The sequence below is a fragment of the Pseudomonas sp. IPO3774 genome, from assembly GCF_013386835.1.
In the GTDB taxonomy this organism is placed as follows: domain Bacteria; phylum Pseudomonadota; class Gammaproteobacteria; order Pseudomonadales; family Pseudomonadaceae; genus Aquipseudomonas.
Map to the genome: position 1 here is coordinate 92,217 of NZ_JACAQY010000066.1, position 22,881 is coordinate 115,097.

Consider the following 22,881-nt stretch of genomic DNA (forward strand, 5'->3'; position numbering starts at 1 on the left):
CGCTGCTGTCGGTGTGCAGCGAGGTGCTGTAGGCGATGTTGGCCGCGTCGGCCACGGCCTGTTCCTGGTTGACCTGGTCGGTGATCACCGTGGCGAACTTGACCACTTTGTACAGCCGCTCGTTGGCGTCGAGCACCGGGTTATACGAAGCCTCCAGCCACACCACCCGCCCGTGGCTGTCCACCCGCTTGAAGCGCCCCGCGACGAATTCACCGGCGTTCAGGCGCTTCCAGAACTGCTGGTACTCGACGCTGCCGGCATCCTGCGGCTCACAGAATATCCGGTGATGTTTGCCCTGGATCTGCGCCAGGCTGTAACCCATGCCGTTGAGGAAACGGTCGTTGGCCGTCAGCACATTACCGTTGAGGTCGAACTCGATCACTGCCGTGGAACGCACCAGCGCGGTGATCAGGTTTTCGTGCTCGCGGGACGCCTCGATAGTGCGGGTCAGGTCGCTGGAGTACATCGAAATATGCTTGATACGCCCGTCACTGCCACGCACCGGTTGCACGATGGAGCGCAGCCACGCCTCATTGCCGTTGCCGCGCATCAGGCGTACGGAACCGGCGAAGTGTTCGCCACGCACCAGGGCGTTCGTGAAGCGCAGTTGAAAGGTGTCGTGCTTGACGTGCGCCGGCACCAGATCCTCGATCAGGCGGCCTTGCAGCTGGCTTGCCTGGTAAGCCATCTCTTGAAGGAAGATGGCATTGACGGACTCGATGCGCCCTTCGGGATCCAGGGTCAGGGCCATCATTTCGCTTTCCAGGCTCTCCTTGACCTGCTGCAAACTGGATAATTCTTCGCGAAGAGCAGACAGCTCCTGCTTGAGACGGGTGTTGAACATGGAGGCACCGGTGGGCAAATGAGGGCGGGATCTGACCTGCATCGGCGCTGCCGGCATTTTCTTAAGAGAGCTTTAGCCCATTGCCCAACTATATTTTTTCAGCCCCTCAACTGCCGTTGTTACGGCAGATGCCCATCACTTGGTAGTGGAGCGTGTTGAGCTTGCCGGTGGAGTCTTCGTAGGTCATGCGTGACGGCACCGCGCTGCACGAGCGGATCGGCGGCGTGACATTCACCACCCTGGCAATGTCCAGCTTCATGCCGTAGCGATACACCAGCACCTCGGGCGCAGGCTTGCCCTTTCTGGCGGCGTAGGCGGCCATGGCTTGCTCATTGTTTTGCATCAATTGGGCGAAGGTGCGGTCGCCTCCACCTTCGGCCATCGCGCCGGCGGAAACGATCAGGGCCAATGCAGCGACAGTGGTTTTCAGGGTATTCATGAGGGCGTCCTCGTCTGACTTATTGAATTAAAAGTTCAGAGCAAGAATAACTAACCAAGCCTGTCGCAAAGTTCACCGAAAGATTACTTATCCGTTATGTTTTATTGAAATTCCAAAATTGTAATCTGTGCGCCACCTCGCCGTTATCTCGTGTTTGCAACTATCTGCCCGGGCACCATCACAACAAGAATGCCCCATCGATAAGAAGCTGATAGCTGCCACTACCGAGGAGCGCTACATGAGCACTAACCGCACATTTTCACTCTCCATGATTGCCGCCCTGGCGGGGCTCACCCCGCTGTCAGGCATGGCCGTGGAAGAAAAACCCGAAGGGTTTATCGAAGGCAGCACCTTGAACGTGCTGGCCCGCAACTTCTACTTCAACCGCGATGACCGCAAGGGCCAGTCGAGCCCCACCGGCAATGGCTATTCCGAAGCCTGGGCCCAGGGTTTTATCGGCAAGTTCGAATCCGGATTCACTCAGGGTCCGGTGGGTTTCGGCCTCGATGCGTTTGCGATGTATGGCCTGAAACTCGACTCCGGCACCGGCCGCAGCGGCGGCAAGGGCTCGTTCGGCGTACTGCCGGTAGACAGCGACAACCGCCCCGAGGATGGCTACAGCAAGCTCGGCGGCGCGGTAAAAGTGCGTCTGCTGGATACCGTGATCAAGGCCGGTGACGTGTTCCCGCTGACCCCGGTGGTGGCCTACGGCGACTCGCGGGTGTTGCCGGAAAGCTTCCGTGGCGTCACCGCGCAAAACACCAGCATTGACGGCTTGAGCTTGCAGGCCGGGCACTTGAGCGGCATGAGCCAGCCCACCCAGAGCGGCATGGATAAAGGCTTCGCGACCTTTTATGCGGGCAAGGTGGATTCACCCTGGATCGGCTATGCCGGCGGCGACTACCAGGTGAACAAACACCTCAGCGTCAGCCTGTACACCAGCCGCCTGAAGGATGCCTGGGACCAGTACTACTTCGGCAGCGCCGCCAGCTACCCGCTGAACGATGACGTGTCGCTGTTTGGCGACTTCAACTATTACAAGGCCGTGGACGAGGGCAAGAAACGCCTTGGCGAGTTCGATAACAATATCTGGAGCGCCAGGCTTGGGGTCAAGGTCGGCGCCCACAGCCTGGCCCTGTCGCACCAGCGCAACAACGGCGATGACGACTTTGACTACCTGCGCATGTCGGACTCGATCTTCCTCAACAACTCGATCCAGTACAGCGACTTCAACTCGCCCAGGGAACGCTCGTGGATGCTCGCCTATAACCTCGACATGCAGGCCTTCGGCATTCCTGGCCTGACCTTCATGACCCGCTATGGCAAAGGTACCGGCGCCGACTACAGCAACGCCAACAGCGTGTACATGCGCCGTGACGCGGCCGGCGACCCGCTGACCGATCAACGCCGCTGGGAGCGGGATATCGAGGCGAAGTACGTGGTGCAGGGCGGTAACTTGAAAGACCTGTCGCTGCGTTTGCGCCAGGCGACCGTTCGCTCAAGTGCCTTTGAGTCGGACTTGGAAGAAGTTCGGTTGATTGTCGAATACCCATTGGCAATTCTGTAAATGAACGCAACGATAAATGCTTACATTCATTTGCCGTTGACTAACATCTGTTCACAAATTGAAGCCTGTCAGAACTGTAATATGCGCCTCACCTTCTCGTTAAGTTGCGCTTCATATACTGGTCACAACTAACGGCACACGCCTTATTTGGAGACACGTCATGAAGCCATCCCACCTGTTATTGATCAGTTTTCTCGGCGCCACTTCCACCCTCGCATTCGCCGACGACGGCGCCGACCGTTCCCGGCAGTTCCTCGCCGAGTTCCGCCAGCAACAGCAGCAGGTCCATGGTGAACAGTCCGTGGCCGAGACCGCGCCCGCCGACGCACAGAAGCAGTCGATCTGAACGGCGCACACCGAGCACATTCATCTCTGAAGCTTTTGTGTAGCTCCTTTGGAAAGAGATGAATTTTTAACGCCCCGGATGGGGCGTTTTTTTTGCCCGCCCGTTCTGCAACGCAACAACCAGTCACAAACTGGCTGATTGACCCTGTAGCTACTTCAGCCTTCAGGCTTCGGAAAATTCGAATTTCAGTCTCTCTCTATCAGTAAAAGGTAAACCCCCATGCGTATCCTTGTGGTTGAGGACGAGCAAAAAACCGCCGCCTACCTGCAGCAGGGCCTGACCGAAAGCGGTTACGTGGTCGACTGCGCCGCCAGCGGCGTGGACGGCCTGCACCTGGCCGGGCAACACGCTTATGAACTGGTGATTCTCGATGTAAACCTGCCGGCCAAGGACGGCTGGGAAGTGCTTGAGCAACTGCGCCGCGACAGCAACCAACGGGTGATGATGCTCACAGCCCGTGGCCGGCTGACTGACAAGATCAAGGGCCTGGACATGGGCGCCGATGATTACCTGGTCAAACCCTTCGAATTCCCCGAATTGCTGGCCCGGGTGCGTACGCTGTTGCGCCGCAGCGACCACATACCGGTGCCGGAAGTCTTCCGCGTGTCGGACCTTGAACTGGACCCGCGCCGCCACCGCGCCTATCGCGGCACCCGGCGCATTGACCTGACTACCAAGGAGTTCGCGCTGCTGCATGTGCTGATGCGTCAGTCTGGCGAAGTGCTGACCCGCACGCAGATTATTTCCCTGGTGTGGGACATGAATTTCGACTGCGACACCAACGTGGTGGAGGTCTCCATCAGCCGCCTGCGGGCCAAGGTCGATGACCAGAGTGACGTCAAGCTGATCCATACCATTCGCGGCGTGGGCTATGTGCTGGAGGCCCGCCAATGAAAGCCAGCAGCCTGTCGATGCGCCTCGGGCTGACGGTGAGCCTGATGGGCGCGGGCCTGGTGGTGCTGCTCGCGACACTGGCCTACCTGGCGCTGACCCACGAGCTTGAGAAGCTGGCGCGCAAGGGCTTGGAAAGCAAGATGGAGCAGATCCAGCACAGCCTCGCCCTCGGCCTGGACACCCGCGACATAAAAGCCCGCCCGCATTCGCTGATGGACCTGGTGATGGGGCATGACAATTTCTACCTGACCATCGTCGGCACCGCACCCGATGAAGCGGTGCTGCTGAGCGTCGGTGCCAAGCCACAGGAACCGTTGCTGACCGACTTCGCACCACGCCAGACCCTCGGTTACCTGAACTGGGACGACAGCAACGGTAACCAGGTGCTCAGCGCCTCCAGCCTGATGCGCCTGTCCAGCGGCGAACGCGTGCGGGTGCTGCTGTCCCTGGACCGCAGGGACGATCAGGCATTGCTCAGTGCTTACCTGCGTTCCACGGTGATCGCCCTGCCGCTGCTGTTGCTGCTGATCGGCATCGGCGCGTGGTGGGTGGTGCAACGCGGGCTCGCACCGCTGCAACAGTTCAGCCGCGTCGCGGCCAAGGTCACCACACAGGATCTGACCCACCGCCTGGCTGTGGATAACTTGCCCAACGAGTTGGGCGAGTTGGCGCAGGGCATCAACTTCATGCTGCAGCGCCTGGATGGCGGTGTGCAGCAGCTGTCGCAGTTCTCCGATGACCTGGCCCATGAACTGCGCGCGCCACTGACCAACTTGATGGGCAAGGCCCAGGTGACGTTGTCCCGGGAGCGCCCGCCCGAGGAGTACAAGGCGGTACTGGAATCCAGCACCGAAGAAATGGAGCGGCTGGCGCGGATCGTTTCCGACATGCTGTTCCTGGCACAGGTCAGCCACCCGGCGGCGCGGGTTTCGTTTGCGCCCGTGTCCCTGGCCGCTGAAGCACGCCGGGTGATGGAACTGTTTGCGTTGAGTGCCGAAGACAAGCAACTGAGCGTGAGCCTTCACGGTGATGCCTCGGTGCATGGCGACCGCCTGATGATTCAGCGGGCGATTTCCAACTTGTTGTCCAATGCCATCCGTCATACGCCACACGCTTCCACGGTGTCGTTGCAGGTGGAAACCCACGGGCAGCAGGTGTCGCTCTCGGTGGGCAACCCGGGCCCGGGGATTGAAGCGCACCACCTGCCGAACCTGTTCGAGCGTTTCTACCGCGTCGACAGCAGCCGCGCCCGCTCCGAAGGGGGGACCGGGCTGGGGCTGGCCATCGTGCGGTCAATCATGGCCCTGCATCAAGGCCGGGCAGAAGTCAGCAGCGAGCCCGGAGATTTCACTGTGTTTCGGTTGGTGTTTCCCCTTCATACCAACGCTATCTGCCAATAAACCATTGTGGTGAGGGAGCTTGCTCCCTCACCACAGGTTATTGGCCAGGCATCGGGCGGTCTTCCTGTTCTTCACACCGGTGCGCCCAGTGATACAGCGCCGGCAATACCAGCAGGGTCAGCAGCGTCGACGAGATAATCCCGCCAATCACCACCGTCGCCAACGGGCGCTGCACTTCGGCGCCGGTGCCGGTGGCCAGGGCCATGGGGATAAACCCCAGCGACGCCACCAACGCCGTCATCAACACCGGGCGCAAGCGCGTCAGGGCGCCTTCGTTGATGGCCACCGACAATGAGCGCCCCTCTTCCCGCAGGTTGCGAATGAACGCAATCATCACCAACCCGTTCAGCACCGCCACCCCCGACAGCGCGATAAAACCCACGCCCGCCGAGATCGACAACGGAATGTCCCGCAGCCACAGCGCCATGATCCCGCCGGTCAACGCGAAGGGAATCCCGGTGAACACCAGCAGCCCGTCCTTGAGGTTGTTGAACATCATGAACAGCAATCCGAACACCAGCAGCAACGCCACCGGCACCACGATGCGCAAGCGCTCGGAAGCTTCCTTCAACTGCTCGAACTGGCCGCCCCAGGTGGTCCAGTAGCCCGCGGGGATTTTCACCTGAGTGTCGATGGCCGTCCCGGCTTCCTCGACAAACGAGCCGATATCCCGCCCACGCACGTTGGCGCTGACGATCACCAGGCGCTTGCCGTTTTCGCGGCTGATCTGGTTGGGGCCGAGCACCAGGTCCAGGCTGGCGACTTCCGACAGCGCGATAAAACCCAACTGCCCCGCCGCGTTATTCGCCAGCGCCGGGATCGGAATCAACAGCCGCGACAGGCCTTCGATATCGGTGCGCAGCGCATCAGACAAACGCACGACCATATCAAAACGCCGGTCGCCTTCGTACATCGTCCCGGCCTGGCGCCCACCCACGGCGACGGCAATCGTGTCTTGCACATCGCCCACGTTCAGGCCGAAACGCGCGGCCTTGTCGCGGTCGATATTGATGGTCAGCACCGGCAGGCCGGAGGTCTGTTCCACCTTCACTTCCGAGGCGCCCTTGAGGGTTTGCAAGGTCTCGGCGATTTCCCCGGCGGTCTTGTTGAGCACCGCCATGTCGTCACCAAACACCTTCACCGCCACGTCACTGCGCACGCCGGAAATCAGTTCGTTGAAGCGCAACTGGATCGGTTGCGACAGTTCATACACGCTGCCCGGCACAATCGCACTGGCGCGCTGGATGTCGGCGATGATTGCCTCGCGGGACTTCTTCGGGTCGGGCCACTGGTCCTTGGGCTTGAGCATCACGTAGCTGTCGGAGATGTTCGGCGGCATCGGGTCGGAGGCGATTTCCGCGGTGCCGGTGCGGGCGAATACCCGCTCGATTTCCGGCACCTCGGCCATCAAGGTCTTTTCCAGTTGCTGCTGCATCTGTACCGACTGCGTCAGGCTGGTGCCCGGCACCCGCAACGCTTGTTGGGCGAAATCACCCTCGCTGAGGCTGGGGATAAATTCGCTGCCCATGCGACTGGCCACCAGGCCCGACGCAACGATGGCCAGCACCGCCAGGCCGAACACCAGCGGCCGGCGCGCCATCACCCAATCCAGCACCGGCGCGTAGACACGGCGTGCGCTGCGCATCACCAGGTTTTCCTCTTCCTTGACCTTGCCGGTGACGAACAGCGCAATGGCCGCCGGCACGAAGGTCACGGACAGAATCATTGCCCCCAGCAGCGCGATCACCACGGTGAACGCCATCGGGTGGAACATCTTCCCGGCCACCCCGGTGAGGGCGAAGATCGGCAGGTACACCACCATGATGATCAGTTGCCCGAAGATCAGCGCGCGCCGCGCTTCCTTGGCCGCCGCAAACACTTCATGCAGGCGCTCGCTGCGGGTCAGCAATCGCCCGTGGCGCTGCTGGGTGTGGGCCAGGCGGCGGATGGCGTTTTCGACGATCACCACCGCACCATCCACGATAATCCCGAAATCCAGCGCGCCGAGGCTCATCAGGTTGGCGCTGACCTTGTTGGTAAACATCCCGGTAAAGGTGAACAACATGGCCAGGGGAATCACCATCGCGGTGATCAGCGCAGCGCGGATATTGCCGAGGAACAGGAACAGCACTGCCACCACCAGCAGCGCCCCTTCGAAGAGGTTTTTCTTCACGGTGCTGATGGCTTTTTCCACCAGGTTGGTGCGGTCGTAGACGGTGACGGCCACCACACCTTCAGGCAGCGAACGGTTGATCTCTTCGAGTTTTTTCGCGACCGCCAGGGACACCGTGCGACTGTTTTCGCCGATCAACATGAACACCGTGCCCAGCACCACTTCGCGGCCATTTTCCGTGGCGGCACCGGTACGCAGCTCGCGGCCAATGTCGACCTGGGCGACGTTGCGCACCCGAATCGGCGTACCGTCGGAGGTAGTGATGACGATGTTGGCAATGTCGTCGATGGACGCGACTTGCCCCGGCGCACGGATCAGCAATTGCTCGCCGCTGCGCTCGATGTAGCCGGCGCCGACGTTGGCGTTGTTGCGCTCCAGCGCCGTGACCAGGTCGCCCAAGGTCAGGTTGTAGGCCGCCAGGCGCTTGGGGTCCGGGGCGATCTGGTATTCCTTGGCAAAGCCGCCGATGGTGTTGATCTCGGCCACGCCCGGCACGTTGCGCAGTTGCGGCTTGATGATCCAGTCCTGGATCACCCGCAGGTCGGTCGGCGTATAGGCTGAGCCGTCCTCCTTGCGCGCGCCGTCTTTCGCCTCCACGGTCCACAGGAAGATTTCCCCGAGCCCGGTGGAGATCGGCCCCATCATGCTTTCGATGCCATCGGGCAGTTGCTCGCGAGCCACCTGCAAGCGTTCGTTGACCAACTGGCGCGCGAAGAACAGGTCGGTGCCGTCCTTGAAAATCACCGTGACCTGGGACAAGCCCGAGCGCGACAGCGAGCGGGTCTGCTGCAAGCCCGGCAGCCCGGCCATGGCGGTCTCGATGGGAAAGGTGATGCGCTGCTCGGTTTCCAGCGGCGAAAAACCCGCCGCCGCCGAGTTGATCTGCACCTGGACGTTGGTGATATCCGGCACGGCGTCGATGGGCAATTTCTGATAGCTGGCGATACCGACACCGGCCATCAACAGCACCGCCAGCAGCACGATGATGCGCTGCTCGATGGCGAATTGGATAAGGCGCTCAAACATGGGAAATCACTCGCAGGATCAATGGGCGTGCTCGGCCGAGGCCTTGCCCAACTCGGACTTGAGGATGAAGCTGCCGGCGGTGGCCACCTGCGCGCCGGCGTCGAGGCCCTGGCGCACTTCGACGAAACCGTTTTCGCTGACGCCCAGTTCGATATGCCGGGTCATGAAGCCGTCGCTGGTGCGCACGAACACCGAGGGTTTGTCCTCGACGGTCTGGATCGCCTCCTGGGGGACGGTGACCTTGGCCGGGTAGGTGTCGGTGGCGACCTGCACGGAAACGAACAGCCCTGGACGCCACGAAGCATCAGGGTTCGGCACCGTGACGCGCACGGTGGCCGTGCGGGTCTGCTCCCCCAGCAAGTTGCCGACATAGGCAACGGTGCCGAGCACTTCGGTGCCCATTTCCGAGGAGGTGACCTTCACCGGTTTGCCGACCCGGACCTTGTTCAAATCCTTGGGGAACACGCCGAAGGTGACCCACACCTGGGACAGATCCGACAGGGTGAAGGCGTTGCTGGTCTCGCTCACCACTTCACCGACACCCAGGTGTTTTTCCACTACTACGCCGTCGAACGGCGCCCGCAGTTCGTAGCGATTGCCGCCGACCAATACAGCGCTGCCGCTCAGGGCGTTCATCTTTTGCCGGGCATTGTTCAGGGCGATTTCGGCCTCTTGCAGCGCCTGGCGCGCCAGCAGGTAATCCTGTTCGGCGGAGATCCTGTCCTGCCACAACTGGCGCTCGCGCTGGAAGGTGGTGCGGGCCAGTACCACCCGGCGCTCACTGGCCGCCAGTTCACTGCGCTGATCGGAAATCTGCTGGCTGGCGATCACCGCGAGCAGCTCGCTCTTCTTCACCGATTGGCCGAGGTTGACCTTCACCGACTCCACCACGCCGGCAGCACGCGGCACGATGTGGGAGGTGCGGTCTTCGTCGAAACGCACCTCGCCCGGCAGCGAAAGCACAGTGCTGATCTGCCGGGCTTGCGCCGGGGCCAGTTGAATACCGGCGGCCTGGACCTGCTGTTCGGTCAGCTCGATCTTGCCTTCCTCTTCCGCCTCTGCCGCACCGCTGATGGCCGGCCACGCCAGCATCAGCGCAACGGCCAGCGCCATCCTGTGTTTGTTGTTCATGGAACGCTCCTGAAAAAATCAAAACCGGGCGAGGTCGCCGTAAATTCGTTCGATGCGCACCCAGGCTTCGGTGGCCTGGGCGGTCGCCGCGAGGTATTGGGTGCGGGCCGCAATCAAGGTGCGCTGGGCGTCGAGTACGTCGAGGAAGTTGAACTTGCCCATCTCGAAACCGCGGGTGGCGCTGTCCACCGCGCTTTGGGCGGCGGGCAGGATCTGTTGGTTGAACGAGCGCACTTCGGTATTCGCGGTTTGCCAAAGGTCCAGGGCCTGGCGGGTTTCGGTGCGCAGGCGCAGTTCGGCAGCGTTGCGCAGGTCGCGGGCCTGGTCGGCACGGCGACTCGCGGCCAGCACGTTGCCCTGGTTGCGGTTGAACAGCGGGATCGGCATCGACACGCCCACCACGTTGACCCGCTCGCGCACGCTGGCGTCGTATTGGCTGCCGATGGACACGTCGAGGTCGGGAATGCGCTGGGCTTTTTCCAGGCCCAGGGCCGCTTCGCCTTGGACGATTTGCAGCTCGGCCAGGCGCAGTTCGGCGGTCTGTTCCAGGCGCGCCAGCAGCTGCGCGGGCGACGGTAATGCCGGGGCGGCCTGGGCTTGGGTGGCGACGGCCTGGAAATCGGTGCTGGCCGCGCCAGTACTGGCGGCGAGACGCCGGTAGGCATCGGTCAGGCCCATCTGCGCGCGGTTGAATTCCAGGCGGATTTCCGAGAGTTGCACCTGGGCGCGGGTGGCTTCCACCGGGGACGTTTTGCCGGCGGTGACGCGACCATTGGCCACCACCAGGCCGCGCTCGGCCAATGCCACTGAGCGCTGGGCCAGGTCGAGGCGTTCCTGGGCGCGAAGTGCACCGTAGTAACCGTCGATGACCTCCGCTCGCAGACCGTTGCGGCGCTGTTCCAGGGTGAGTGCGGCCGCCTCCTGGGCACGGGTGGCGACATCAATCCGGGCGCCGCGCTTGCCACCCAGTTCCAGGGTTTGGCTCAGTTTCACGGTGGTGGTGCGCGAGTTGCGGCGGGTGTCTTCGGCATCCCAGGAGGCCACCGGATTCGGGATCAAACCGGCCTGCTGGCGACCGCCTTGGGCGATGTCGATTTCCCACTGCGCAGCGGCCATGTCGGGGTTGTTGGCGAAGGCGGTTTGCAGGGCCGATTCGAGGGTCAGGGTTTGCGCGTTTGCGCCCTGGACCGTCATCAGCAACAGCACCGAAGCGCCGATAAACGTGCGGACAAAAGTTGGCATAACAAGAGTTCCATGCCCATGAATTAACAGGTGGGCAATGTAACTTTCGGTACTTATCAGAGGAGTGGCCAGAACATTACAAATCCGTTAGCAACGGCTCTGGCGCGGGCTTTTGCTTTAAGCTCCGGGCAACTTTTCCACTGCCCAGCGGGATCCTCGACATGCGTATTCTGGTTATCGAAGACGAACCTAAAACCGCCGATTATCTACATCAGGGATTGAGCGAAAGTGGCTATATCGTCGACTGTGCCGCCACCGGCGCCGACGGCCTGCATTTGTCTCGCCAGCACGCCTACGACCTGGTGATGCTCGACGTGAATTTGCCGTTGATGGATGGCTGGGACGTGCTGCAACGCATCCGCCAGAACAGCAGCACCCGCATCATGATGCTGACCGCCCAGGGCCGCCTCGCCGACCGGATCAAGGGCCTGGACCTGGGCGCCGATGATTACCTGGTCAAGCCGTTTGAGTTCCCCGAATTACTCGCGCGGGTGCGCAACTTGATGCGCCGCAGCGTGCATTCGCCGGTGCCGGATGTGTTGCGGGTGGCCGACCTGGAATTGGATCAGGGCCGCCACCGGGCGTTTCGCGGTTTGCAGCGCATCGACCTGACCACCAAGGAGTTCGCCCTGCTGCACCTGCTGATGCGCCAGAGCGGCGTGGTGCTGTCGCGCACGCAAATTATCTCGTTCGTGTGGGACATGAACTTTGATTGCGACACCAATGTGGTGGAGGTGTCGATCCGCCGCCTGCGGGCGAAGATCGATGACCCGTTCGAGCGCAAGTTGATCCATACCTTGCGCGGCGTGGGTTATGTGCTGGAAGACCGTGAGTGACGGTCAGGCGTGCACCTCGTCGTGCTCGTCATGCTGAAAACCTTCGCCCTCGATCTGGATCGTGGCGTGGGAAATATCGAATTGTTCATGCAGTAACTCCGTCACCTGGCTGAGGATCTGTTGCTCGCTGCCTTGGGCAGAATCCGCCACCAAGTGAGTGCTCAGCACGTTCTTGCCGCTGGTGAGGGCCCAGATATGCAGGTCGTGCACGTCCTTGACCCCGGGAACGCCGCGAATTGCCTGTTCCACCTTGTCGATATCGATGCCGTCCGGCACGCCTTGCAGCAGCACGTTCATGCTTTCCTTGAGCAGCGTCCAGGTGCGGGGCAACACCCAGAAGCCAATCGCTGCCGCCACCACCGAATCCACCCAGCCCCAGCCGGTGTACATGATCACCAGCGCCGCGATGATCACGCCGATGGAGCCGAGCATGTCACTCCAGACTTCCAGGTAAGCGCCCTTCACATTCAGGCTTTCGCCGCTGGCCGCACTCAGCAATCGCATGGAAATAAGGTTGACGATCAGCCCCAGCACCGCGATCACCAGCATGCCGGTGGACTGGATCTCGGCGGGCGCCTGCAAGCGTTGATACGCCTCATACAGGATGTAGAACGCCACGCCGAACAGCAGCAGCGCATTAAACGCTGCCGCCAGGATCTCGAAACGCGCATAGCCGAAGGTGCGCTTGCGGTCGGCGGCGCGTTTGGCGACCTGGATCGCCACCAGGGAAATCCCTAGCGCCAGGGCGTCGGTCATCATGTGCGCGGCATCGGACAACAGCGCCAGGCTGCCGGTGATAAAGGCGCCGATCACCTCGGCGATCATAAAGCTGCCGGTCAGTGCCAATGCGATCCATAACAGCCGTTCGTGGCCGGCGCGTACCTGGGCGTGGCTGTGTCCTGCGCTCATGAAATATCCTCGTGGGTGGTCGTCCGGTTGATCATAGAGCTATAGGCCAACACCACCGGCACGAGTTGCAAAATTGTCATCTCGCCGTCAGCTGGGCGTTAAGCCATGCGCACCAAAATTGAACATGAACGCTCTGGAACCGTTGTATCAGGTATGCTTTTCGAGCAGGAAACAAAAAGAAACATATTAGCCAACCTGTTCGATAAGGAGTCCCGTTTTGGAGTTATCGACTGCCGCGTGGATGGTTCACGACACCCGCCTCATGTTCTGCGTATTACTGGCCATCGCCAGCATCATTGTGTTGATCAGCGCGACCAAGCTGCCGCCCTTCCTGTCGATCCTGATCGGTACGTTTATCGCAGGTGTCGGCGCGGGCTTGCCGCCGGAAGAAGTGGCCAAGGCCTTCAGCAAAGGCGCCGGGGCGATTCTCGGTGAAGCCGGGATCATCATTGCCCTGGGCTCGATGCTCGGCGCGTTGATGGCCGAATCCGGCGCTGCCGATCGTATCGCCACCACCCTGCTGGGGTTGGGTAAAGGCAAGTCATTGCCGTGGGTGATGGCGCTGGTGGCGATGGTGATTGGCCTGCCGCTGTTCTTCGAAGTGGGCCTGGTGATGATGGTGCCGATCATCTTCGTGATGGCCAAGCGTTCGAACCAGCCGCTGCTGAAAATCGCAATTCCGGCGCTGGCGGGGATGACCACCCTGCACGCCTTGATGCCACCGCATCCGGGGCCGCTGATTGCGGTCAGCGCGTTGCACGCCGACCTGGGCCTGACCATGTTGCTGGGCTTCTGCCTGGCGGTACCGGCCGTGATTCTGGCCGGCCCGTTGTACGGCAACTGGCTGTCCAAGCGCATGCACGTGGACGAGCCGGCCGACATTGGCGCGCTGTTCAGCGCACCGCCCAAGGCGCCGCGCCAGCCGAGTTTTGCTGTGTCGCTGCTGATCATCCTGTTGCCGGTAATCCTGATGCTCGGCAGCACCCTGGCCAAGGTTGCCATGTCGCCGGAAAGCCCGGTGGCACTGACCTTGAAGTTCCTCGGTGAGCCGTTGATCGCGCTGGGCCTGGCGGTGATTGCCGCGGTGATTTGCCTGGGCTGGGCCAGCGGCATGCCGCGGGCCGATGTCGGCAACACCCTGCGCAAGGCGCTGGCGCCGATCGCGGTGCTGCTGCTGACCATCGGCGCCGGTGGCGGGTTGAAGCAAACCCTGCTGGATGCCGGCGTGAGCCAGACCATCAGCAAGGTGGCCGAAGGCGCGCACATGCCGTACCTGTTGCTGGCCTGGTTGATTGCGGTGGCGCTGCGTCAGGCCACGGGGTCGGCGACCGTCGCCACCACGACAACGGCGGGCATCCTGGCGCCGATGATGGCGGGATTGGCGGCGACGCAAAGCTCACTGGTCGCCCTGGCGATTGGTGCCGGCTCGGTGTTCTTCTGCCACGTCAACGATGCCGGCTTCTGGATGGTGCGTGAGTACTTCGGCTTGCAGTTAAAGCAGACGATCTGGGTGTGGTCGGTGTTGCAGACCATTGTGTCGGTGGTGGGCCTGGTGGGCACATTGCTGATGTGGCACTTCCTGACGTAATGATCGTTCCCACGCTCCGCGTGGGAATGCATCCCGTGACGCTCCGCGTCACACAAGCGGACGCGGAGCGTCCAGGGAGGCGTTCCCACGCAGAGCGTGGGAACGATCAGGTAGGTTGGCGCTTGCCAAAATGCGCCGCACTCACTGCGCCCACCGCGCCCATCACCACGCAATACCCCACGCAGATCCACGGGCTGGTCGGCATCAACGCGATCAACATCAGCGGCGTGGTACTCGCCCACAGCGCATAGGCAATGTTGTAGGTGAAGGAAATCCCCGACACCCGCACCTGCGCCGGGAACAGGTTGACCATCACCGACGGCACCGCGCCCACCACCCCGCAACTCAAGCCGGCAATTGCATACGCTGCGCCCAGCCACACGCCACCGGCAATCAGGCTCGCATAGAGCACGGCAATCCCCACCGGCAGCAGCAGGCTATAGACCAACACCGCACGCCAGGCGCCGATGCGGTCCACCAGCAGCCCGGCCAACACGCAACCGATATTCAGGAACACGATGCCCAACGCGCTCAGGGCGAAGGTGTGGCTGGGGCTCATGCCGAAGGTTTTCTGCATCATGGTCGGGGTGATCACCACCAGTACGACGACGGCCGAGGTGAGCACGCAGGTGAGGATCATCGCCGGCAGCAGCGCGCTGCGATGTTCCCGCAGGACGGTACGCAGCGGCAGTTCGGCGCCGGCCTGGCGACGGGCCTGCATTTGCAGGAACACCGGGGTTTCGCTGAGCCAGCGCCGCAGCCAGACACCGATCACGCCGAACACGCCGCCGAGCAGGAACGGGAAGCGCCAGGCGTAGTCGAGGATTTCGGCCGGGGTGAAGACTTGCGCCAGCAGCGTCGCCGTCAGCGCGCCGAGCAGGTAGCCGAAGGTCAGCCCGGCCTGGAGGAAGGCCAGGGCATAACCACGATGGTTGTCCGGGGCGTGTTCGGCGACAAACACCCAGGCGCTGGGCACTTCCCCGCCCACTGCCGCGCCCTGGAGGATGCGCAGCGCCAGCAGGATCAAGGGCGCGAAATAACCGATTTGTGCGTAGGTGGGCATGATCCCGATCAGCAGGCACGGCAGCGCCATCATCAGGATGCTCAGGCTGAACACCCGTTTGCGCCCCAGGTGATCGGCGAAGTGCGCCATCAGGATTCCGCCCAGCGGGCGTGCCAGGTAGCCCGTGACGAAGATGCCGAAGCTTTGCAGCAGACGCAGCCACTCGGGCATTTCCGGCGGGAAGAACAACTGGCTGAGGGTCAGCGCGAAAAATACGAAGATGATGAAGTCGTAGATTTCCAGGGCCCCGCCCAGGGCAGCCAGGCCCAGGGTTTTGTAGTCGGAGCGGGAGAAACGCTGCGCCTGAGGATAAGAGGTGGCAGTCATGGAAAAGCTCGGCAGACAAACAAAATGGCCTGCAGGTTATGAGCTGGGCCCGGTGATGGCAATCTCGCCGGATATATTTGCTTTACTCATTGATCAATGAAGATAACTACATTCCCAAATGAATAGCTGTAGAGGAACATGCAGCAAAACTGCCGCCCCATAATAAATACAAATAGAGGTACTGAACGTGGCCGATGCTATCGAAGACAGCCGCTACGCCCGATTCGCCCTGCGTTGTTCAAACTTCGCCGAGCGCTGGTTCCCTGACTCCTGGGTGTTTGCCGCCCTCGCCGTGATCATTGTCGCCGTGGCGACCCTGGGCATGGGCGCCGCGCCGACCGAGGCCGCCAAGGCGTTTGGTGACGGTTTCTGGAGTTTGATCCCGTTCACCATGCAAATGGCCTTTGTGGTGATTGGCGGTTACGTGGTCGCCAGCTCCCCGCCCGCCGTGAAATTGATCGACCGCCTGGCGCGCATCCCGAAGAACGGCCGTTCTGCCGTGGCCTGGGTGGCGCTGATTTCGATGGTCGCCTCGTTGCTCAACTGGGGCCTGTCCCTGGTGTTCGGTGGTTTGCTGGTGCGTGCGCTGGCCCGGCGTACGGATTTGCGCATGGATTACCGCGCGGCCGGTGCTGCGGCCTACCTCGGCCTGGGTGCCGTTTGGGCGCTGGGGCTGTCGTCGTCGGCGGCGCAGTTGCAGGCCAACCCGGCCAGTTTGCCGCCGTCGATCCTGTCGATCACCGGGATGATCCCGTTCACCGACACCATCTTTCTGTGGCAGTCCGGCGTGCTGTTGCTGGCGCTGATCGTGGTGTCGCTGATCATCGCCTACGCCACCGCGCCCGGGCCGAACTCCGCCCGTGACGCCAAGGCTTGCGGTATCGACCCGGCCTTCAACATGCCCAAGCCGCAACCGCCGACCCGTCCGGGCGAGTGGCTGGAGCACAGCCCGTTGCTGACCATCCTGCTGGCGTTGCTGGCCGCCGGTTGGTTGTTCCATGAATTCTCGACCAAGCCGGCGATCAGCGCGATCTCGGGGCTGAACACCTATAACTTCCTGTTCCTGATGGTCGGTGCCTTGCTGCACTGGCGCCCGCGCAGCTTTCTCGATGCGGTGGCCCGTGCGGTACCCACCACCACCGGGGTGCTGATCCAGTTCCCGCTGTATGGCTCGATTGCCGCGCTGATGACCGTGGTGAAAGGCAGCGACGGCGCGACCCTGGCGCACCATATCTCGACCTTCTTCACCTCGATCGCGTCCCACGACACCTACGCGCTGTTGATGGGCGTGTACTCGGCGGTGCTGGGCTTCTTTATCCCGTCGGGCGGCGGCAAGTGGATCATCGAAGCGCCGTACGTGATGCAGGTCGCCAACGACCTGGAATATCACCTGGGCTGGGCGGTGCAGATCTACAACGCCGCCGAAGCGCTGCCGAACCTGATCAACCCGTTCTATATGCTGCCACTGCTGGGCGTGCTGGGGTTGAAGGCGCGGGACTTGATCGGCTTTTCGTTTGTGCAGTTGCTGGTGCATACGCCGCTGGTGTTGTTCCTGCTGTGGGCGTTGGGCACGACGCTTAAATATTTGCCGCCGGTGATGCCATAGGGCAGCTGCCAGTAACCTTTCTGATCAAACGCGTCGGGGTTGTCCCACTCACTACGGTGGCAACCCCTGATTTCTGCCGCCAACGCCTTTGATTAACCTGATTCGGATAACGCCTCACACCCCCCAAGGAAAATCCGATGACGCCCCTATCCAAATCGCTGGAAGAGTTGATCAATGCTATTTACAAGGACGGCAACGTGTCGTTCGTTGAGTACCAGGGCCTGCGCGACAATGCCGATTGCCGCATGGCCACTGTTATCAAGGAGTTTGGCCTGCACAACAACGTGACGGCGTTCCAGAAAGCCATGGATGTGGCCATGCAACTGCTGCAGTCCTGCGTCATCGATGCCAAGAAAGCCAAGCTGACTGACACGGGCGAAGCCATCGTCAAGGATGCGCTGGCGTCCCAGGTAGAGTACTTGCGCGCCGGCAGCCAATTGGCACTGCGCTTGTTATGAGTGGCCTGTAGCGTTCAAGGCACTGTCTTCGTTCCGTCACATTGCATTGCTACCGTCCTGCGAAATATCTTGCAACATTCAACCAGCAGGAACTCCCAGCAATGAGCGACGAGCACGAAGACCGCCCTTCCCAAGACATTGAAGCCAAACCGCCAGTCGACACCAGCCGGCGGCGCTTCCTGGGAGGCGCGGCCGTGCTGGGCGTGGGTGCGACCCTGAGTGCCTGCGGCAATACCAGCGAGGCACCCGGCAAGCCGGTGGAGCGTCCGCTGACGCCGCAAGAGCTGGACAAGGCTCTGCACGAACAGGTTAAAACCGTGGTGGTGATCTACGCCGAAAACCGCAGTTTCAACAACCTGTTTGCTGATTTCCCCGGCGTCGAGAAACCCCTGTCGGCCCTGACCGCCGCTGAGTATCAACAACGCGACCGCGACGGCAGCCTGCTGAGCACGCTGCCCCCGACCTGGGGCGGCGTGTTGCAAATCGGCCCGCAGACCGTCGATGGCGTGACCTACCCCAGCGAAGTGCAATACCAGGAAAACCTGCCCAACGCCCCCTACGCCCTGAAGGGCCCGAACGGTGAAGACCAGCCCCTGAGCCTGGTCACCCGGGATTTGTGGCACGTGTTCTATCAGAACCAGATGCAGATCAATGGCGGTAAAAACGATGCGTTCGTCGCCTGGGGCGACTCCGGCGGCCTGCTGATGGGCCACTACGCCCAGAGCCGTTACGCCCTGCGCTTGTGGGACGTGGCAAAGGAGTTTGTGCTCTGCGATAACTTCTTCCAGGGCGCGTTTGGCGGCTCGTTCCTCAACCACCAATACCTGATCAGCGCCACCCCGCCGGTGTACCCAAACGCTGCGCAATCGGTGGCCAAGGCACAGATCGCCACGCTGCAAAGCGACGACCCGACCGACCCGCGCCTCAAGCCGCTGGACAAATCCCCGGCCAGCGCCATGACCGGCCCGCCGCAATTCGGCCCCAGCGCACTGACCCCGGACGGTTTCGGCGTGAACACCCTGGCCCCGCCTTACTGGCCTACCTGGATTCGCGACCCCGAGCGCCCGGATTACTCCAAGCCCGACTTGCCTAACGTGCTGGTGCCACAAACCCACGAGCACATCGGCGACAAACTGTCGAAAAAGAACGTCGACTGGGCCTGGTACGCCGGTGCGTGGCAAGCAACGCTGGATCAGTTCAAGGACTCGGGCGGCATTCCGAAGATTCCGAACTTCCAGTACCACCACCAGCCCTTCAACTACTTCAAGCAGCAAGGCCCGGAAAACCCGGCTGAGCGCAATAAACGCCTGCGCGATGGCGGCCTGGGGGATGACGCCAGCACCAACAAATTCTTCGCCGATGCCCAGGCCGGCAAGCTGCCTGCGGTGACCTTCTACAAACCCCAGGGCAACCTGAATATGCACGCCGGTTACGCCGACGTCGCTTCGGGCGACCGGCATATCACCCGCGCCTTGAAGGTGCTGCAGGAAAGCCCGCAGTGGAAGAACATGGTGGTGATCGTCACCGTCGATGAAAACGGCGGCTGGTGGGACCACGTTGCACCGCCAAAAGGCGATCGCTGGGGCCCTGGCACGCGGATCCCGGCGTTGGTGGTCTCGCCGTTCGCGCGCAAGGGCACGGTGGACCATACCGTCTACGACACCGCGTCGATCCTGCGTCTGATCACCCGGGTGTTCCAGCTGGAAACCCTCGACGGGCTCAAGCAGCGTGACGACGCCATGACCGCGCGCGGCCAGAAGCCCATGGGGGATTTGAGCAACGCCCTGCACTTCAAGGTGTAGACGCACTTGCTCAAAAGCGACAAGCGCGCAGTTTTTCTACGCGCTTTTCCCGGTCAACCGCTACTGTGTGAGGGTGGGCATTCACCCCGCGCAGACGGGCTTTCGCTGACAGGGAACCATCCATGTTCAAACTCACCAGGTTGTCCTTCACCCTGGCCGCACTGACCTTGAGTGCGGTCGTACAGGCTGATATCACCGTACCGCTGGGTACCCCGCAACGGGTCACCCAGTTGTTCGCGTACCCGAACAATTGCAGCGTCATCTGTTTTCGTCCCTGGACGCTGGAACAGACCGTCGAGCACTACCTGAACCAAAGCCTGCAACGCGACGGTTACAGCCGGGGCAAAGTCAGCGTCAAGACCGAGCATGACCAGGTGCTGGCCACGTTCAGCGGTGTGCCAGACGGTTATGGCCAGCCGTTGACCACCTTGCTCGATACCGCCGACCTGGCTTACCAGGGCGCCAGCAAACTCAATGGTGATGGCAAATGGCAGTTCAACTGGTACCTGTTCCTGCCGCTGGGCATGGCCCTGGAAAACCGCAAGAGCATCGAGCTGCTGCACTTCCCGCCGGATTATTCCCTGACCCACTTCCAGGACTACCTGGAGTCGGCCACCACCGACCGCTGGGCGACCTTGCTCACGGCCAACGGCATCCCGGCGACCCAGACGCCGGAATACCAGACCATCATCGACATCGCCCCGATCGCCGCCCCTGCCACGGCGGGCAAGGACCTGGAAGGTGTGTACGGTTACTTCACCGACTATCAGACCCGGATGGTCAAGGAGCTGAGCCAGCACGCGGGCGGCGCGTTGCCGATGGTGGCCTTCGGCGCGCCGGTGCGCAGCTGGATCAAGCAGCAATACGGGCAAACCGTTGCCGTACTGGGCCTGGCGCAAATCAGCCCGGCCGTCGGGAGCCAGGTCGCCGTACTGGGTGCCAATCACCCGAGCTACATCTGGTATGCCGCCAACCCCGACACCTACGACGGTGACGAGCAAAAGGCCGACGAGGCCGGTTTGAAGGTGATGGGCCAGGACTTGAGCGCCGCCTGCTGGCAGGCCTCGATGGGCCAGAAGCCCGCCAGCGATCCGAATGTGCAGCTCAAAGGCTGCATGAACACCTGGCAGGTAACGCGCAAGGAGCAGACCTGCGAACTGTTCTACACCTCTATCCGCGAGCTGACGCCCGATCAAGCGAACGCCAAGTGTGCCCAGCCGGCGATCAAAACCCAGCTGAGGCAATTGAAAAGCGCAGTGCCAGAACCGGCGATTGAAGCACCGGCGCTCTGAAGCAGGCTGCCAGAAGGGCATTTTCCTACATAAAAGATAGCCAATTTCTACTGTCAGATTTGACAGTAGAAATTGGTTCCCACTTAAGCGAGTCTTGAGCCGCGCCCATCCGCTGCAAGACTGGCAGTCAAGACACCACCGGCAGGTCGATGCAGCCCCTCCTGGAGAGTCATGAAAACTCAAGCCATGGACAAGGCTAAAACCGCTGTGAGCAAGTGTCTTTACCCGTTCGCGACCGCCCTCGCCGAACACGGCTACCCCCGCGCTCGCGACTATGAAGTGGTGCGTACCCGAGACGGTTCAGGCGACGGAATCAAGACCCGCGTCGCCTTTGACAGCCGTATGTGCATAGCCAGGGTGTCCGGCTACGCATTGAATGAGCGGCGCCTGCATACGGTGCAGATGTCCTCGCGTATCCACTTGTACGACCCGTGGTTCAGCGGCCTGCTTTCGCACTCGTGCAACCCGAACGCGTTTCTCGACATGACGTACCTGGAACTGTGGTCCGTTCAACCCATTCCCGCTGGCGCCCTGCTGACCATGGATTACGCCCACACCGAGGACGTATTGTTCCGACAGTTTCGCTGCCAGTGCGGCGAGCTCAACTGTCGGGGCTGGATCACCGGCATGAAGGAGCCGTTGAATCCCGAGGGTCAGCAATTCATGGAGCAGTGGCGCGAACGCAAAAGCCCTTAGACCGCACCCAGCGGGCGCAGGCGGTATTGCGGCGGCAGTTGCTCGAAGCCACTGATGGTGGTGTTCAGGCTTTTCCAGCGGCCGTCCTTGATCCCGTAAATGCAGCCATGAACCGACAGGCTCTGCCCGCGGTGCCAAGCGTTCTGCACGATGCTGGTGTGGCCGACGTTGGCCACCTGCTGGATCACGTTCAGTTCGCACAGGCGGTCTACGCGTTCCTCTTCCGTGGGCAACTGGGCCAGCACGTCGCGGTTTTCGTAGTACAGGTCACGGATGGTGCGCAGCCAGCCGTCGATCAGGCCCAACTGGTTGTCCTGCATCGAGGCGCGTACGCCACCGCAGCCATAGTGGCCGGTCACCAGGATGTGTTTGACCTTGAGCACGTCGACTGCGTACTGGATCACCGACAGGCAATTGAGGTCGGTGTGCAATACCACGTTGGCCACGTTGCGGTGCACAAACAGGTCGCCAGGCAGCATGCCGACGATCTCGTTGGCCGGCACGCGGGCGTCGGAACAGCCGATCCACAGGTATTCCGGGGTTTGCTGGCGGGCGAGCTTGGCGAAGAATTCGGGATCTTCCTGTTTGATCGCATCCGCCCAGCGTTCGTTGTTATCAAGCAAGTCTTGTAGTTCGTTCATCAGGGAAAGCCTCAGGAATGATGCGCAGTTTTGACACTCGACCGCCCGTCCGGGTCACGCCAGCAATAAAGATAGCCGGCGGCAATTACTTGAATCTTGGGGAGCCATGCCTGTCCACACACTATAAGCCCCACAGTATGAGGAATCGCCATGACTGAATCACGACGTCCCTACGGCGCTACACAGCCGGAACCGATTGATGACAACGAAGATCGCATGGGCGAAATGCGCGAGCTGGATTTTGACAAGGAGGAACCGACTGCGGAAATCGGCGACGAGATTCCGCCACGGGAGCGTGAGCACCTGATGCCCGACGAACGGGTGCGCGAAGCCGGGATGACCGGTGCTTCCACTGACGATCATGACTCAACCGATGATGACATGAGCCCGGAAACGCTGATCCATGAGGATGGCGCGCGGGATGCACAGGAAGCAGGTGAAGACCATCCGGCGGATTACGATTTGAGTATCGTCGATGAAGACGAGATCGGCGGCGGCAATGGCCTGGATGAGGCCGAGTTGGCCGATATCGATCCAGTAGACGGCAACCGCTGACACCCTGCCGAACTGAATGTGGGAGCGGGCTTGCTCGCTCCCACCA

The 22,881-nt window shown here is 61.7% G+C and carries 19 protein-coding genes and 1 pseudogene; 12 read left to right on the top strand and 8 right to left on the bottom strand.

All coding sequences use genetic code 11. The annotated features are described in order from the left end of the window. Positions 1-67: 67 nt before the first annotated feature. Together HYE77_RS33075 and HYE77_RS29340 are read right to left on the bottom strand one after the other, a co-directional pair. Positions 68-901 (bottom strand): annotated as a pseudogene (locus HYE77_RS33075) (PAS domain-containing protein); the annotation flags it as partial. A 49-nt stretch (positions 902-950) separates the two neighbouring features. After that, the gene (locus HYE77_RS29340; protein WP_177029308.1) at positions 951-1,283 is read right to left on the bottom strand and encodes a DUF2790 domain-containing protein; all 333 of its coding nucleotides are present in this window, start codon (positions 1,281-1,283) and stop codon (positions 951-953) included. A gap of 238 nt (positions 1,284-1,521) precedes the next feature. Between HYE77_RS29340 and HYE77_RS29345 the strand changes: the two genes are divergently transcribed. The 4 genes from HYE77_RS29345 to HYE77_RS29360 all read left to right on the top strand — a co-directional run bounded on the left by HYE77_RS29345 (position 1,522) and on the right by HYE77_RS29360 (position 5,490). Next, positions 1,522-2,850, top strand: a complete 1,329-nt coding sequence (locus HYE77_RS29345; protein ID WP_177070214.1) for an OprD family porin — start codon at positions 1,522-1,524, stop codon at positions 2,848-2,850. A 160-nt stretch (positions 2,851-3,010) separates the two neighbouring features. Continuing rightward, on the top strand, positions 3,011-3,196 hold the full coding sequence (locus tag HYE77_RS29350) for a hypothetical protein (protein WP_008437498.1): 186 nt from the start codon (positions 3,011-3,013) through the stop codon (positions 3,194-3,196). Between the two features lie 219 nt (positions 3,197-3,415). Then, positions 3,416-4,090: a heavy metal response regulator transcription factor gene (locus tag HYE77_RS29355; RefSeq protein WP_177070215.1), complete on the top strand. Its 675-nt coding sequence runs from the start codon at positions 3,416-3,418 to the stop codon at positions 4,088-4,090. Next, positions 4,087-5,490: a heavy metal sensor histidine kinase gene (locus HYE77_RS29360; protein ID WP_177070216.1), complete on the top strand. Its 1,404-nt coding sequence runs from the start codon at positions 4,087-4,089 to the stop codon at positions 5,488-5,490. The genes HYE77_RS29355 and HYE77_RS29360 overlap by 4 nt, the downstream gene beginning before the upstream one ends. A gap of 37 nt (positions 5,491-5,527) precedes the next feature. Here HYE77_RS29360 and HYE77_RS29365 read toward each other — a convergent pair whose 3' ends face one another. The 3 genes from HYE77_RS29365 to HYE77_RS29375 are packed head-to-tail and all read right to left on the bottom strand — an operon-like array spanning position 5,528 to position 11,062. After that, the gene (locus HYE77_RS29365) at positions 5,528-8,689 is read right to left on the bottom strand and encodes a CusA/CzcA family heavy metal efflux RND transporter (protein WP_177070217.1); all 3,162 of its coding nucleotides are present in this window, start codon (positions 8,687-8,689) and stop codon (positions 5,528-5,530) included. 18 nt (positions 8,690-8,707) lie between these two features. Continuing rightward, the gene (locus tag HYE77_RS29370; RefSeq protein WP_177070218.1) at positions 8,708-9,820 is read right to left on the bottom strand and encodes an efflux RND transporter periplasmic adaptor subunit; all 1,113 of its coding nucleotides are present in this window, start codon (positions 9,818-9,820) and stop codon (positions 8,708-8,710) included. 18 nt (positions 9,821-9,838) lie between these two features. Next, complete coding sequence (locus tag HYE77_RS29375; RefSeq protein WP_003214410.1) at positions 9,839-11,062, bottom strand: TolC family protein; 1,224 nt, start codon at positions 11,060-11,062, stop codon at positions 9,839-9,841. A gap of 161 nt (positions 11,063-11,223) precedes the next feature. On the opposite strand from HYE77_RS29375, the gene HYE77_RS29380 reads away from it, so the two are divergent. Beyond that, the gene (locus HYE77_RS29380) at positions 11,224-11,898 is read left to right on the top strand and encodes a heavy metal response regulator transcription factor (protein ID WP_102604739.1); all 675 of its coding nucleotides are present in this window, start codon (positions 11,224-11,226) and stop codon (positions 11,896-11,898) included. Positions 11,899-11,901: 3 nt separating this feature from the next. Here HYE77_RS29380 and HYE77_RS29385 read toward each other — a convergent pair whose 3' ends face one another. Next, on the bottom strand, positions 11,902-12,807 hold the full coding sequence (locus tag HYE77_RS29385) for a cation diffusion facilitator family transporter (protein ID WP_003214407.1): 906 nt from the start codon (positions 12,805-12,807) through the stop codon (positions 11,902-11,904). 217 nt (positions 12,808-13,024) lie between these two features. Here HYE77_RS29385 and HYE77_RS29390 point away from each other — a divergent pair, with 217 nt between their 5' ends. After that, on the top strand, positions 13,025-14,395 hold the full coding sequence (locus tag HYE77_RS29390) for a gluconate:H+ symporter (RefSeq protein ID WP_177039573.1): 1,371 nt from the start codon (positions 13,025-13,027) through the stop codon (positions 14,393-14,395). A gap of 106 nt (positions 14,396-14,501) precedes the next feature. Here the strand turns inward: HYE77_RS29390 and HYE77_RS29395 are convergent, their stop codons facing one another. After that, a complete protein-coding gene (locus HYE77_RS29395) occupies positions 14,502-15,785 on the bottom strand; it encodes an MFS transporter (protein ID WP_177070219.1) in 1,284 nt (427 codons plus the stop codon). 187 nt (positions 15,786-15,972) lie between these two features. Between HYE77_RS29395 and HYE77_RS29400 the strand changes: the two genes are divergently transcribed. The 5 genes from HYE77_RS29400 to HYE77_RS29420 all read left to right on the top strand — a co-directional run bounded on the left by HYE77_RS29400 (position 15,973) and on the right by HYE77_RS29420 (position 21,639). Further along, positions 15,973-17,391 (top strand): short-chain fatty acid transporter, encoded by a 1,419-nt coding sequence (locus HYE77_RS29400; protein WP_008437512.1) that lies wholly within the window; start codon positions 15,973-15,975, stop codon positions 17,389-17,391. Between the two features lie 137 nt (positions 17,392-17,528). Next, a complete protein-coding gene (locus tag HYE77_RS29405) occupies positions 17,529-17,849 on the top strand; it encodes a hypothetical protein (protein WP_010177091.1) in 321 nt (106 codons plus the stop codon). A 101-nt stretch (positions 17,850-17,950) separates the two neighbouring features. Next, the gene (acpA, locus tag HYE77_RS29410) at positions 17,951-19,651 is read left to right on the top strand and encodes an acid phosphatase (protein ID WP_177070220.1); all 1,701 of its coding nucleotides are present in this window, start codon (positions 17,951-17,953) and stop codon (positions 19,649-19,651) included. A 122-nt stretch (positions 19,652-19,773) separates the two neighbouring features. Further along, positions 19,774-20,943, top strand: coding sequence for a hypothetical protein (locus HYE77_RS29415; protein ID WP_177047080.1), 1,170 nt, complete (start codon positions 19,774-19,776; stop codon positions 20,941-20,943). Between the two features lie 171 nt (positions 20,944-21,114). Then, on the top strand, positions 21,115-21,639 hold the full coding sequence (locus tag HYE77_RS29420) for an SET domain-containing protein-lysine N-methyltransferase (RefSeq protein WP_087693800.1): 525 nt from the start codon (positions 21,115-21,117) through the stop codon (positions 21,637-21,639). On the opposite strand, the gene can is transcribed toward HYE77_RS29420, so the two are convergent. Next, positions 21,636-22,280 (bottom strand): carbonate dehydratase, encoded by a 645-nt coding sequence (gene can, locus HYE77_RS29425; protein WP_003214385.1) that lies wholly within the window; start codon positions 22,278-22,280, stop codon positions 21,636-21,638. The two genes, HYE77_RS29420 and can, sit on opposite strands and share 4 nt — an antisense overlap. A gap of 150 nt (positions 22,281-22,430) precedes the next feature. Between can and HYE77_RS29430 the strand changes: the two genes are divergently transcribed. After that, on the top strand, positions 22,431-22,835 hold the full coding sequence (locus HYE77_RS29430) for a hypothetical protein (protein ID WP_003214383.1): 405 nt from the start codon (positions 22,431-22,433) through the stop codon (positions 22,833-22,835). Positions 22,836-22,881 lie beyond the last annotated feature (46 nt).